The following is a 13,210-nucleotide window of genomic DNA, read 5'->3' as shown; positions in this document are numbered from 1 at the left end:
AGCGCCGCAGCGAAATGAGGCAAGTTCGAACCCTTAACGGGGGACTCCATGGCCTTCAGAGCTTCTTGCATTTTCACCGCCATGCTTCTGCTGGCGGCGACGACCGTAGCGCGCGCCGGCTTCAGCGACGGCAAGCTGCCGGACGGCTCCTATCATTGCGAAGTCTATCTGCTTGGCATGTTCCTCAGCCTCGGCGACATCACCATCAAGGGAAACGTCTATAGCGGTCCGGTGAGCTTCGGCATCGCGCCGCAAAGCTACAATTACCAGATGGATGCAGACGGCGTGATCACCTGGCTGGGTCCGCTGGGCGGCTACACCAGTGGCGGCAACTCGATCTCGCTTACGCAGGCGACGCTGGAAAGCGGAACCACCCCGTCCTTCGATATCATCATGAAGCAGCCAGACGGCGCCTTTACCGCCTCGACCTGCACGAAGCGTTGAAAAGTACGGAACCTGGCGAGGTTCCGTACTCCGAAGTAGAAGCCGCCTAGCTCTCCGCCGCCATGTCGAGCGCCAGCCGGGTCATATCGGTGAAAAGGCCCTGGCGTTCGGAATAGTCGGTCTGCTCGCCGGTTGCCACATTGTCGACGACGGTCAGGATCGACAGCGCCCGGGCGCCGAAATCGGCCGCAATGCGGTAGAGTGCGCTGGTTTCCATATCCACGGCGAGCGCCCCCTGTGCCTGTGCTTCGGCAAAGCGTTCGCGCCCCAGCGGATGATAAAAAATGTCGCTGCAGATCGTCAGCCCGGCCCGATGGTCGATCCCGAGTTCCGAAGCCCGGGCCAACGCCTGGGCCAACAATGCAGGATCGGGGCCGGCATCGGCACGATAGAGACCAAAAACCTGGCCGCTCTCCGCATTTTCGCCGCGCACCGATTGTGCGATCACCAGGCTGCGCAGCGCCATCTCGGCGGTCAGGCCGCCGCAGGTGCCGGTGCGGATCAACGTTTTCGCACCGTAGAAATCCAGCAGCTCGTGCACGTAGACCAGGAATGACGGGACGCCGATGCCGGTGGACTGGACGCTGACAGGCTTGCCGCGAAACAACCCGGTAAAGCCGAGCGCGCCGCGGCGGCGGTTGACGCAGCGCGACGCTTCCAGAAAGGTCTCCGCCATCCATTCAGCGCGCTGCGGGTCGCCCGGCAGCAGCACCGTGCTTGCGTAGTCGCCTTTGCTAGCCTCGTTGTGTGGCGTCACGGCATGCTTCCAAAACCCGTCGCCCGTTTCGCCTGCAATCATGGCAGTCTCACGACATTGCGCAAGCGGAGCGTTGGAAGGGTCAGGATTCCAGCATGTCCTTTACGATCGTGGCCAATTGCTTGAGCGAAAACGGCTTCGGCAAGAAGCCGAAATGCGCGTCGGCCGGCAAGTTCTTGGCGAACGCGTCTTCGGCATAGCCGGACACGAAGATAAACTTGATGTCGGGCTGCCGTTTGCGCAATTCGCCAAGCAGCGTCGGGCCATCCATTTCCGGCATCACCACGTCCGACACCACGACGTCGACCTTGCCGCCGAGCGCTTCGTAGACTTCAAGCGCCTCGACGCCCGACGACGCCTCGTGGACGGTGTAGCCGCGCGATTTCAGCGCCCGCATGCCGCCCATGCGCACGGCGTCCTCGTCCTCGACCAGCAGCACCGTGGCCGAGCCCGACAGATCCTTGGCTGAGTCGGCGATCTTGGCAGGGGCGGCCGGCACTTCTCCAGCCTCGCCCGCCTTCCTTGCCTCCGCAATGTGCCGCGGCAGGAAGATGCGGAACACGGATCCCTTGCCGACTTCGGAATCGCAGAAGATGAAGCCGCCTGTTTGCTTGATGATGCCATAGACCATGGACAGGCCGAGGCCGGTTCCCTTGCCAACCTCCTTTGTCGTGAAGAAGGGCTCGAAGATCTTTTTCAGCACATCAGGCGCGATGCCGCTGCCGCTGTCCTCGACCTCGACCAGCACATAGTCGGCCGGAGTAAGTTCGCGGTAGGAAAAGGTCTTGCACTCTCCGGCGCTGACGTTGCGGGTGCGTACGGTGAGCTCGCCGCCGGCCGGCATCGCATCGCGTGCATTGACCGCCAGATTGACCACCACTTGCTCGAATTGCCCGATATCGACCCTGACCGGCCACAGGTCGCGGCCATGGTCGATTTTGAGCTTGATGTCGTTGCCGACCAGCCGGGCAAGCAGCATCCTTAGATCTGCGAGCACGTCGGTCAGGTTGAGCACCTCCGGCCGCAGCGTCTGCTTGCGCGAGAAGGCCAGCAACTGCCGCACCAGCGAGGCCGCCCGGTTGGCATTCTGCTTGATGTTCATGATGTCCGGGAACGACGGATCGGACGGCCGGTGGTTGGTCAAAAGCAGGTCCGAGGCCATGATGATGGCGGTCAGCACATTGTTGAAATCATGCGCGATGCCGCCGGCGAGTTGGCCGACCGCCTGCATCTTCTGGCTCTGCGCCATCTGGCCCTCGAGGGCCTTTTGCTCAGTGGTCTCCACGGCATAGACGATGGCCGATTCCTCGGCGCCCTCGCCACCGGTACCGTCTGCGACCGCGTTGACGTAGAAGCGTATGTGGCGCTCCTCATTGCCGGGCAGCACCGTATCGATCGGCTCGATGTCAGCCTGTTGCTGGCGTGCCTTTTCAAAGGCCGCGGCGAAAGCCGGCCGGTCGCGCTCGTGGATCACCGTATCCAGCCGCACACGCCGATCGACCGCATCGCGGTCGACGACCGAGGAAAACAGCGACAGGAACGGCGCATTGGTGCGCAGGATGCGGCCGGCATGGTCGACGCCGGCTATCGCCATCGGCGTCGAGTTGAAGAACCGCGTGAAGCGTATTTCCGATGCGCGGAGGTCGGCCGAAGCGTCCTCGCCTTGCGTCCGGTTGAGCACGATGGTGCGAGTCGGGCCGTTGAGCCCCTCTCGGCTGGCCGAGACACGATGCATGAAGCGCACCGGCAGCGCCTCGCCGGTCATCGTCGTCAGATCGAGGTCGATAACGGCATTGCGCGTGGTACCAGCGTCGGCCTTGACCGAACGGACCAGCGCCATGCCGTCGCCGGCGACGATCTCCGGCAGCGTGATGGCGCCGGGAGTGAAGCTGGCCAGGTCGATGCCCAGCCACTCCGCAAGGGTCGCGTTGATATAGGTGACGCGGCCTTCCTGGTCGGCCGAAAAGAAACCGGCCGGCGCATGGTCGAGGTGATCGATCGCCTTTTGCAGGTCGAGAAAGAACCGCTCCTGCTCGGCCCGTTCCTGCGAGATGTCGGCAAGCTGCCAGGCAAGCATGGGCAGCCGCTGGCCGGGAACGCTGAAGGCGCGGGCCCGAACGCGGTACCAGCGAGCGCCCGGTTCGGCGCCTGGCCGAATGGACTGCGCGAGCCGAAACTCGCCGTCGCCAGGCTGGCCATCACGCAGGCCGGACGCCAGCCGGTATATGGTCACCGAGGCCTCGGGAACGTCTGAAAGCAAACCTTCGACGGTCTTGAGGTCGGCGGCCGACTCGGCACCCGTCATATCGGCATAGGTCCGGTTGGCGTAGATGATACGGCCTTTGGTGTCGGTGACCAGGAGACCTTGCGACATCGAATCGACGAAAGCTTTCGACAGTTCGTCGCTTGTCGAGCGCGGCGTGATGTGCACGAAGCCGATCGCAGTGGCGAATAGAAAGCCGACGCCGATCATCGCCAGCACGCCAAGCATGCCGAGCAGGAATGGATCGCCAAGGCGCTCGCGGAAAAGGCCGAAGACGATCGCTGCCCCAGTCAGGACGACGATGAAGACGATGAGCCGGGTGACCGCTCCCGGCCGCGTGTTCTGGTCGACGATAGGTACCGGATAGAAATCGCCGCGCGCTTCCTTGGCCATGTGCCCCCTGCTCGTGAATTCCGGTGTCGGTTGAATCATATTCTCAGGGTTGGGAAAAGGCCCGGCTGCAGATGTCCGTTAAAAATGACGCCGTTCGGCTCCCGGCGTTTCAAGCTGTTCACGAAGCGTGAAAGGCAACTTGCGGTGGCCTGCCGCAACAGTCTAGTGTCGCCTCTCTTCGAAAGCTGATTTTGGGGGAACCAATGCTGCAATGGCTGGATGGCGTGGCGGGTCCTGGTTATGCCGCAGCAATCCTATGGACGTTTGCAGTACTTGTCCTTCTGCTCATCATTCTTCTTATCATCAGGCTGGTCCGCAGCCTGACGTTCGGGACATTCGTCGCCGGCGGCAGGAACCGCAAGACGCGGCTGGCTGTCATGGATGCCACAGCGGTCGACAGTCACCGGCGGCTGGTGCTGGTGCGCCGCGACGATATCGAGCACCTGCTCTTGATCGGTGGTCCGACCGACGTCGTCGTCGAGCGCGACATCAGGCTCTCGGCGCTGCGGCGCCCGGCATTGACCGGAGACAACGGCCACCAGCCGGCAGCAAGGTCGGCTTCGATCACAGCCGCGCCGGCGAGGCAAGCGCCACCGCAGCCGGCAGGCGTAACCGCGACCCCTGTCCGAGCCCGCCAGACGGCGACGATGCCGGCAACAATGCCGGCGCCGGCGCCGAAACCGGCATCGAACGTCACGCCGTTGCCAAGTTATGGATCCGTCAACGCCAATGCCTCGCGGCATGCGCAGCCGCCGGCAAGGCAGGACCCCCCGGCAAGATACGAGCCGCCGGCACAGCACGAGTCGATTGACGATGCGCTGATGAAGGAGCTGGAGGTTTCCCTCGACGAGCCACGCTTCAGCCAAACGCCGAGCAAGCCGGTGGCGAAGGCGTCGCCCTCTCTCGACGACGAGATGACGAAGCTCCTCGGCGAGTTGTCCAATCAGAAAAGATAGGCCGATAGCGAACGGCCAATGAAAATGGCCGGAAAACCGGCCATTTTGAACGCTTTACCGATGCCGCTGTTTTTCCCGGCGACTCAGTCGTCGCGGTAGACCTTCTCGCGCCGCTCATGGCGCTCCTGTGCCTCGATCGACAAGGTGGCGATCGGGCGCGCGTCGAGCCGCTTCAGCGCGATCGGCTCGCCCGTCTCCTCGCAATAACCGTAAGTGCCTTCGTCAAGGCGCTGGAGGGCCGAATCGATCTTGGAGATGAGTTTTCGCTGGCGATCGCGGGCGCGAAGTTCGATGGCGCGGTCGGTTTCCGAGGAGGCGCGATCGGCGAGGTCGGGGTGGTTGGCGTTTTCCTGCTGCAGGATTTCGAGAGTTTCGCGCGCTTCGCGCAAGATGTCGTTCTTCCAGGTGACGAGCTTCATGCGAAAGTAGGATTTCTGCCGCTCGTTCATGAACGGCTCGTCTTCGGAGGGTACGTAATCGGCGGTAACGATGTCGTTCATTCGACTCACCCAACAAACCCCAAATTTGGCGCCTATATATTCGCGGACCGAAAGCTGCACAAGGTCAATCGACGACAGTTTCACGCAATTGTTAGTCTCGGACAAACCACCATCGGCGATGCCCTTTTTGCGAAGAATACGACCGAATTCGTACATGATTCGCTATGCTTGAGGGTCGCTTGCCATTGCGCACGGAGCTCTTCTGATGGCAAATCCTGCGGCGTGCTGACGGGTTCGGTGCCCGGCACAACGGGGATCCGGTGACCAGACTTTACCTGCTGAGGCATGCGAAGGCCGGCTGGGCGCTGCCTGGCGTGGCTGACTTCGACCGCCCGCTCGATCCATCCGGCTTCGCCGATGCCGAAGCGATGGGCGTGCTGATGCGTTCCCGCAAATACGCACCGGCCCGCACCCTTTGCTCAAGCGCCAAGCGCGCCCGCCAGACGCTGGAAAGCTTGGCTGGCCATACGGACACGGGCCGGGTGCTGTTCTGTGACACCCTCTACAGCGACGATGCCGCCGCGTACCTCACTGCCATCCGGCAGAATGGCGGGCTGGAGGCCCTGCTCGTCATCGGCCACAATCCGATGATCGAGGATCTCGCCATGGCGCTCTCAGGCGACGGCGACGAGACCGCGCGGGCCATGCTGAACCACGGCTTCCCGACCTCCGCACTTGCGGTGGTCCGGTTCTACGGCAGTCTTGCCGAGGCTGCGCCGGGCGCCGGCTATCTCGAAGCCTTCCTGACGCCTGCCGATATCTGAGGCCATTTCAAAGCCGCCCATCAAAGCCTATATCGGATCCTGACCGGCCCGCGAGAACAGATTTTGGCATCATCGCTGACGACTTTCACCGACGAGGCGAAGATTGCCTTGGATACGTTGTCAGGCCGCGCTGCCGGGCTTTTCGCTCCGTCGCTGCGTCTTGGCGTGACCGGGCTGTCCCGCGCCGGCAAGACGGTGTTCATCTCGGCCCTTGTGCACAATCTGGTCCATGGCGGACGCTTGCCGCTGTTTGAGGCACAAAAATCTGGGCGCATCGCCCGGGCTTTTCTCGAAGAGCAGCCGGACGACGCGGTACCACGCTTCCTGTACGAGGATCACATCGCAGCTCTTGTCGACGACCGCATCTGGCCGGATTCGACGCGTGCGATTTCCGAACTGAGGCTCACCATCGAATACGAATCGGCCTCTGGCTGGAGCCGCATGTTTTCCGCCGGCAAATTGTCGGTCGACATCGTCGATTATCCCGGCGAATGGCTGCTCGACCTGCCGCTGCTCGGCAAGTCCTACGCCGATTTTTCGCGTGAGGCCTTCGAGATGGCCGTGTTGCCGGTGCGTGTCGACCTTTCGCGGGAATGGCGGGCGCTCTCCAATCCGGTCGACCCCAACGCCGAGGCCGACGAGATGACGGCGCGCCGTCTCGCTGAGAGCTTCGCGGCCTATCTCAAGGCCTGCAAACTCGACGAGCGGGCGCTTTCGACCTTGCCGCCCGGCCGCTTCCTGATGCCCGGCGATCTTGAAGGCTCGCCCGCTCTCACCTTCGCGCCGCTGCCGAATCTGGGCGGCCGGCGCGCCCGCTCGGGATCGCTGCAGGCTATGATGGAGCGGCGCTACGAGGCTTACAAGACGCATGTCGTCAAACCGTTCTTTCGCGAACACATCACGCGTCTCGACCGCCAGATCGTGCTCATCGACGCATTGCAGGCATTGAATGCCGGCCCCGGTGCGATGGCCGATCTGGAGCGCGCGGTCACCGAAATCCTGTCCTGTTTCCGGCCCGGCCGGGGCAACTTCCTGACCGACGTGTTTTCGAGGCGCATCGACCGCATATTGGTGGCCGCGACCAAGGCCGACCATCTGCACCACGAAAGCCACGACCGCCTGCAGGCCATCGTGCGGCGGCTAGCCGACCGAGCCGTGGCGCGGGCGAATTTCACCGGCACCGACGTCGACGTCGTCGCCATGGCGGCCATGCGCGCGACCCGTGAAGGCACGGTCAAGCAGGGCCGCGAGACTTTGCCGGTCATTATCGGCACGCCATTGCGCGGCGAAAAAATCAACGGCGAAACCTTTGACGGAAAGACCGAAACAGCCATATTTCCCGGGGACTTGCCGGAGAAAGTTGATGCGTTATTCGACGTTTCCGAATCGGCCCGCCGGCAGAACAATGACGACCCCGCGATCCGCTTCGTGCGCTTTCGCCCGCCGAAACTCGAGCGCACCGCCGAGGGCGTCACGCTGTCGCTGCCGCATATCAGGCTCGACCGCGCGCTGCAGTTCCTGATCGGAGATCATCTCGCATGAGTGCGCCCCGCAGACCGGCGGCCTTTCGCATAGAGCCGGAGCCCCAGCAGAAGGAAGATTCGACGGCTCACCATGCTGCGTCCGAGGCCGCGCCGGCGCGAAAGCCGCGTACCGTGACGGCGGATCTTGCCGTGGTCACACCGGCGGAGATCGACGTCTTCGACGAGGCTGATATCGTCGCTGCCGAACCGCCGCCGGCGATTGCGCCGCGAAAACGTTCGCCGCTTGGCAGCCTGTTCTTCGGCGCGCTGGGCGTTCTGGTTTCGTTCGCCGTCGGCCTCTGGACCGACCAGCTGATTCGCGACCTGTTCGAGCGCGCCGAGTGGCTGGGCTGGCTGGCTGCCGCTATGGCCGCGATCGCCATCCTGGCGCTTCTGATCATCCTCGTGCGCGAATTCATGGCGATTGCCCGCCTTGCCGAGGTCGAAAAGTTGCAGAAGCGGGCGCTCGATGCGATTGCCCGTGACGATCCGAAGGCCGCCCGCGCCGTGGTCGACGAGTTGTCGGTCTTTGTCTCGGCCAAGCCTGAAACCGCGGCCGGCAGGCGCTCGCTGGCCGAATTGCGCGGCGAGATCATTGACGGCGGCAATCTGGTACGGCTGGCCGAGATCGAGATACTCGGCCCGCTCGATGCCCGCGCCAGGGTGATGATCCTCGAAGCGGCGAAGCGCGTCTCCCTGGTGACCGCGGTCAGCCCCCGCGCGCTGGTCGACGTCGCTTATGTCGTGTTCGAAGCCGGCCGGTTGATTCGCCGGCTGTCGGAGCTTTATGGCGGCCGCCCCGGCACGCTTGGCTTTTTTCGCCTGGCGCGCAGCGTTCTGGCCCATCTCGCGGTCACCGGGTCGATCGCCGTCGGCGACAGTTTCGTCCAGCAGATCGTCGGCCACGGCCTTGCCGCCCGGCTCTCGGCCAAGCTCGGCGAAGGCGTCGTCAACGGCATGATGACTGCGCGCATCGGCATTGCAGCGATGGAAACCGCAAGGCCCCTGCCCTTTTACGCGGTCAGGCGGCCCGGATTGGGCGATTTCCTCTCCGCGCTGACCTCCTTTGCAGCAAAGAAAGAAAAAGAAACATCCGCTTCCGGAACGTGACTATTGCCTTGGGGTGACAAAGCATTAACCAATCTTGTCCATGGTCGGAAGCGTCCAAACCAGTCTCTTTGTTGCCGGGTGTCGTCGATGAAAAGCGTTATTCTGTCCAGCGGGCTGCCCGTGGCGCTCGCGCTTGTCTCAACCGTCGGCATTGCCGGAAAGACCTCGGCGGCGGAACCGGACAAGCAGTTCTTTCGATCGGTCGAAGGCAAATGGGTCGGCCCCGGGGAAATCGTTGCCGGCAAATACAAGGGCACGAAATTCACCTGCAGCTTCATCGGCTCGACGCCTGACGGCAAGGTCGGCATGTCGCTCGACGGCGGCTGCCGGGTAGGCATGTTCACCCAGCAGATGTCGGCAACGATCGAACACAAGGGCCGGCAGGGCTACAAGGGCAGCTTTATGGGCGGGGCCGCCGGCTCCGGCCTCGACATTATCGGCGGCAATGTCGTCGATGTGCACAAGGTGGTTTTCACCATCAATCGCAATCAGTTGCGCGGCGTGATGCAGGCGCTTGTCCCCGACGACAATTCGATGACGGTGACCGTTGCCGTGCGCGTCGACCAGCAGCTGGTCCCGGTCATCGGCATGAAGTTGAAGCGGGTCGATACGGTAGAAGTTGGCTCCATCTCTCCGAACTGAGCCCCGGCATGAAAAAAGGCGGCAGACAAACGGCGCCGCCCTCTTTGACATGCAAATGGGCGCTCAGTCCTTGATCGCGGCAATCACTTCGTCATAGGCCTTGCAGGCCTCAGCCGCTGTCGTGCCGCTCTGATATTTGGTTGTGACCGCCTGGACCTTGGCCCCGAGGTCGGCTGCCTTGGCCGGATTTTTGGTAATCGCAGCCTGAAGTGCCGCAGTCATGTCCTGGGCCTTCTTGGTCAGCATCTCGGTCGTGCACTCCGGCGCCTTCGAACAGGCAGAACCGGCAAGTGCCGCGATGCCAACGGCAAGCAGCAAAAACGTCTTCATGTCAGTCATCTCCTCAAAAAAAGGGCCGCGACTTGATCGTCGCTCGCCCTTCACTGGCCGAAGCCGGGCGTCCTTAGCGCCGGATTGCTGGAACAAGCAACGCGCGGGAGCCCATTATCCTGTTCAGTGCGCCTGCAATATCGCCTTCACAACGCGCCGGATTCGCACTGTTCGATCCGCCCCGAAGCCCCTATCTTGGCCGCTTGTTGCAAGAGAGCGGAACGGCAGGCATGGCGGCAGAGGCATCGAACGGCGATCTGATCCAGGTGGTGGCGCTGCTCGCCGCCGGCGTCGTTGCGGTGCCGATCTTCAGGCGTTTGGGACTTGGCTCCATCCTCGGCTATTTGACGGCCGGCGTCGTGATCGGTCCGTTCGGACTGCGCATCTTTTCCGAATCGGAAGCCATTCTTCATGTCGCCGAACTCGGCGTCGTCCTGTTCCTGTTCATCATCGGGCTGGAGATGCAGCCGTCACGGCTATGGGGCCTGCGCCGCGAGATTTTCGGGCTTGGCGCGCTGCAGGTCGGCGTCTGCGCGGTCCTGCTGACCGGCGTCGGCCTTGCGGGAGGTTTCCCGATCGCGCAATCCTTCGTCGCCGGCGCCGGTTTCGTACTCACCTCGACGGCAATCGTCATGCAATTGCTGGAAGAACGCGGCGAACTGGCCACGCCCAAGGGCCAGCGCATCGTCTCGGTCCTGCTTTTGGAAGACCTGGCCATCGTGCCATTGCTGGCGCTGATCGCCTTCCTCGCGCCGGGCGGCGCCGATATGAGCCTGTCGGATCGGTTGACGGAGGTCGGCATCGGCCTTGCCGCGATCGTCGGGCTGGTGCTTGCAGGACGCTATCTGCTCAATCCGTTCTTCCGTATCCTGGCGGATGCGCGCGCCCGTGAGGTGATGACCGCAGCCGCCCTTCTGGTCGTGCTCGGGTCGGCGCTCGCCATGCAGCTTTCCGGCCTGTCGATGGCCATGGGCGCCTTCCTGGCCGGCGTGCTTTTGTCGGAATCGACCTTCCGCCATCAGCTGGAGGCCGACATCGAACCGTTCCGCGGCATTCTGCTCGGGCTGTTCTTCCTCGCCGTCGGCATGTCGCTCGACCTGCATGTGGTCGTCGTCAACTGGCAGCTCATTGCCATCTATGTCGTCGCCTACATGATGATGAAGGCGATCGGCATCTATATCGTCGCCCGCATTCTCAAAACCGGCCACCGGGAAGCGCTCGAGCGCGCGGTCTTCATGGCGCAAGGCGGCGAATTCGCCTTCGTCCTCTATTCCGCAGCGGCGGCTGTCGGTATCATCGATAGCCAGGCCAATGCGATGCTGACCGCCATCGTCATCATTTCCATGGTGCTGACGCCCTTAGCGATCATAGCATTGCGGTATCTGACGCCACGCGACGAGCAGTCGCTTGAAGGCGTCGATGTCGCCGACGGCCTGACCGGCAGCGTGCTGATCATCGGCTTTGGCCGGTTCGGCCAGATCGCCAGCCAGCCGCTTTTGTTGCGCGGCATCGACGTCTCGATCATCGACAATGAGGTCGAGATGATCCAGGCAGCGGCCGATTTCGGCTTCAAGGTCTATTACGGCGACGGCACGCGGCTGGACATCCTGCGTGCCGCGGGAGCCGGGCGCGCACGCGCCGTGCTGATCTGCGTTGACAAGCCCGATGCCGCCGTGCGCATCGCCGAGCTCATCAAGGCGGAGTTTCCGTTGCTGACGGTGCTGGCGCGGGCTTTCGACCGCGGCACGGCGTTGCAGCTCATTCGTGCCGGCGTCGACTATCAGCTCCGCGAGACGTTCGAATCGGCGCTTGTCTTCGGCGGCTCGACACTGGAAGCTCTCGGCGTCGATCCGGAAGAGGTCGCCGAGGTAGTCGAGGACGTCCGCCGCCGCGATGCTGCCCGTTTCGAACTTCAACAGGCAGAAGGCATCCGCGCCGGGCGGCGCTTCCTCAAAGGCAATATCGGCACCCCCATCCCGACGCCGCTCAGCACGCCACGGCGCGTGGGCCAGGCGCTCAACGAGGAGACCGCCGGCGTGCTGCAGAAATCCGAACCGGCCGATTAAACGTTGGAAAGACGCGAATGATGAACGAACTGGACGAGCGCGCTGTCTCCATCACCAGATTCTGGCGCGACGCCGGGGAGGACGCGTGGTTCGAGAAGAACGACGCCTTTGATGCCGACTTCCGCACCCGGTTTCTCGATCTGCACTTTGCCGCCGCCCGCCGCGAATGCGACGGCTGGTCCGAACACGCCGAAGGGTCGCTGGCACTGATGATCCTGCTCGACCAGTTTCCGCGAAACTGCTTTCGCGCCACCGGCCACATGTACGCCACGGACCCGCTGGCGCGGCATTTCGCCGGGAAAGCGATCGCTGCCGGCCATGACCTGGCACTCGACGAAGAGCTCCGCGTTTTTCTCTATCTGCCCTATGAGCATTCGGAGGACCTCGCCGATCAGCTCAAATCGGCAGAGCTTACCGCCGCCAAAGCCCCGATCTATCTGAAATATGCGATCGAGCATCGCGACATCATCCAGCGCTTCGGCCGCTTTCCGCATCGAAACAGGATGCTTGGCCGCGAGACGACACCGGACGAACAAATGTTCCTCGACGGAGGTGGGTTCTCCGGCTGATTTCAGGCACCGATGGCGGCAGCGTCAGGTTTTCCACCAATCCCGGCCTGACGGCAGCCGTTCAATGCCCGATGTGTCGACGGCGGCCAGCCGTTCCGATACGCTTTTGCCGTCGACCACAAGCTCCGGCGCAATTTCTGCCAGCGGCGCCAGCACGAAGGCGCGCTCCAGCATGCGCGGATGCGGCACCTCCAGTCCGGTCTCGTGGATGATGCGGTCGCCGAACACCAGAATGTCGATATCGATCAGGCGTGGACCCCAGCGCTCCTCGCGCACCCGCTTCAGTTTTCGCTCGGCGTCGAGGCAAAGGTCGAGCAAAGCCCGTGGCGCGAGCGCGGTCGAGATTTCGGCCGCCGCGTTGAGGAAATCCGGCTGATCGAGCTTGCCCCAGGGCGGCGTGCGGTAGAGCGACGAAACGGCAACGACGCGCGTTCTCTCGTTGGCATCCAGAATGCCCAGTGCCGCAGCCATCGACTTCGCCGGATCACCGAGATTGCCGCCAAGGCTGAGATAGACGGTGTTGTTGTTATTACTATTCTGGCCAGACAACGGTCACCTCGACATGATCGAGCACACCCGGCACCGGGGCGTTTGGCTTGCGCACGGTGATTTCGGCCTTTTTGATCTGCGGAAACCGCGCCGTCAGCGCCCTCGCCACTTCGAGCGCCAGCGCTTCGATCAGAAAGCGCCGTTCGCCGGTAATGATCTTCTCGATGACCGCAAAGGCGATGCCGTAATTGACGGTGTCCTCGATGGAATCCTCGACCAGCGCCTGCCCGGGATCCACCGTGAGTGCCGCATCGACATAAAAGCGCTGGCCGAGCGTCTCTTCTTCGTCCAGCACACCGTGCCGGGCAAAGAAGGCGCAGTTCTTCATGCGGATGACATACATG

14 protein-coding genes are annotated in these 13,210 nt (G+C 63.1%); 8 read left to right on the top strand and 6 right to left on the bottom strand.

The window, feature by feature from the left end:
- The first annotated feature begins 48 nt into the window (after nucleotides 1-48).
- A complete protein-coding gene (locus tag NKI67_RS19750) occupies nucleotides 49-444 on the top strand; it encodes a hypothetical protein (protein WP_023674851.1) in 396 nt (131 codons plus the stop codon).
- 46 nt (nucleotides 445-490) lie between these two features.
- Here NKI67_RS19750 and NKI67_RS19745 read toward each other — a convergent pair whose 3' ends face one another.
- Nucleotides 491-1,201: a purine-nucleoside phosphorylase gene (locus NKI67_RS19745; protein WP_023674850.1), complete on the bottom strand. Its 711-nt coding sequence runs from the start codon at nucleotides 1,199-1,201 to the stop codon at nucleotides 491-493.
- Nucleotides 1,202-1,283: 82 nt separating this feature from the next.
- Nucleotides 1,284-3,857, bottom strand: a complete 2,574-nt coding sequence (cckA, locus tag NKI67_RS19740) for a cell cycle histidine kinase CckA (protein WP_023674849.1) — start codon at nucleotides 3,855-3,857, stop codon at nucleotides 1,284-1,286.
- A gap of 203 nt (nucleotides 3,858-4,060) precedes the next feature.
- Here cckA and NKI67_RS19735 point away from each other — a divergent pair, with 203 nt between their 5' ends.
- Nucleotides 4,061-4,813 carry a hypothetical protein gene (locus tag NKI67_RS19735; protein WP_352568747.1) on the top strand — a complete coding sequence of 251 codons (753 nt, stop codon included), beginning with the start codon at nucleotides 4,061-4,063 and terminating at the stop codon, nucleotides 4,811-4,813.
- An 83-nt stretch (nucleotides 4,814-4,896) separates the two neighbouring features.
- Here the strand turns inward: NKI67_RS19735 and dksA are convergent, their stop codons facing one another.
- Nucleotides 4,897-5,313: an RNA polymerase-binding protein DksA gene (gene dksA, locus NKI67_RS19730; RefSeq protein WP_023674847.1), complete on the bottom strand. Its 417-nt coding sequence runs from the start codon at nucleotides 5,311-5,313 to the stop codon at nucleotides 4,897-4,899.
- Between the two features lie 260 nt (nucleotides 5,314-5,573).
- On the opposite strand from dksA, the gene NKI67_RS19725 reads away from it, so the two are divergent.
- From NKI67_RS19725 to NKI67_RS19710, 4 genes are all read left to right on the top strand, one after another.
- Complete coding sequence (locus NKI67_RS19725) at nucleotides 5,574-6,077, top strand: SixA phosphatase family protein (protein WP_352568748.1); 504 nt, start codon at nucleotides 5,574-5,576, stop codon at nucleotides 6,075-6,077.
- Between the two features lie 63 nt (nucleotides 6,078-6,140).
- Entirely contained in the window at nucleotides 6,141-7,619 is a 1,479-nt protein-coding gene (locus tag NKI67_RS19720) for a YcjX family GTP-binding protein (RefSeq protein ID WP_352568749.1), read from the top strand.
- The gene (locus NKI67_RS19715; RefSeq protein ID WP_352568750.1) at nucleotides 7,616-8,710 is read left to right on the top strand and encodes a YcjF family protein; all 1,095 of its coding nucleotides are present in this window, start codon (nucleotides 7,616-7,618) and stop codon (nucleotides 8,708-8,710) included. The genes NKI67_RS19720 and NKI67_RS19715 overlap by 4 nt, the downstream gene beginning before the upstream one ends.
- An 87-nt stretch (nucleotides 8,711-8,797) precedes the next feature.
- Nucleotides 8,798-9,352 (top strand): hypothetical protein, encoded by a 555-nt coding sequence (locus tag NKI67_RS19710; protein ID WP_352568751.1) that lies wholly within the window; start codon nucleotides 8,798-8,800, stop codon nucleotides 9,350-9,352.
- Between the two features lie 63 nt (nucleotides 9,353-9,415).
- Here NKI67_RS19710 and NKI67_RS19705 read toward each other — a convergent pair whose 3' ends face one another.
- Nucleotides 9,416-9,682, bottom strand: coding sequence for a hypothetical protein (locus tag NKI67_RS19705; RefSeq protein ID WP_352568752.1), 267 nt, complete (start codon nucleotides 9,680-9,682; stop codon nucleotides 9,416-9,418).
- A gap of 230 nt (nucleotides 9,683-9,912) precedes the next feature.
- Between NKI67_RS19705 and NKI67_RS19700 the strand changes: the two genes are divergently transcribed.
- Together NKI67_RS19700 and NKI67_RS19695 are read left to right on the top strand one after the other, a co-directional pair.
- Nucleotides 9,913-11,748, top strand: coding sequence for a monovalent cation:proton antiporter-2 (CPA2) family protein (locus NKI67_RS19700; protein ID WP_352636778.1), 1,836 nt, complete (start codon nucleotides 9,913-9,915; stop codon nucleotides 11,746-11,748).
- 17 nt (nucleotides 11,749-11,765) lie between these two features.
- A complete protein-coding gene (locus NKI67_RS19695) occupies nucleotides 11,766-12,317 on the top strand; it encodes a DUF924 family protein (RefSeq protein WP_502894566.1) in 552 nt (183 codons plus the stop codon).
- Between the two features lie 24 nt (nucleotides 12,318-12,341).
- Here NKI67_RS19695 and folK read toward each other — a convergent pair whose 3' ends face one another.
- Both folK and folB read right to left on the bottom strand, forming a co-directional pair.
- Nucleotides 12,342-12,866, bottom strand: a complete 525-nt coding sequence (gene folK / locus NKI67_RS19690) for a 2-amino-4-hydroxy-6-hydroxymethyldihydropteridine diphosphokinase (RefSeq protein WP_352455684.1) — start codon at nucleotides 12,864-12,866, stop codon at nucleotides 12,342-12,344.
- Complete coding sequence (gene folB, locus NKI67_RS19685; protein ID WP_352568755.1) at nucleotides 12,850-13,209, bottom strand: dihydroneopterin aldolase; 360 nt, start codon at nucleotides 13,207-13,209, stop codon at nucleotides 12,850-12,852. Before folB ends, folK begins: the two co-directional genes overlap by 17 nt.
- Nucleotide 13,210: the final 1 nt, after the last annotated feature.

The sequence above is a fragment of the Mesorhizobium sp. M0408 genome (assembly GCF_040321495.1).
Taxonomy (GTDB): domain Bacteria; phylum Pseudomonadota; class Alphaproteobacteria; order Rhizobiales; family Rhizobiaceae; genus Mesorhizobium.
This window is presented reverse-complemented; position numbering and strand designations above follow the sequence as displayed.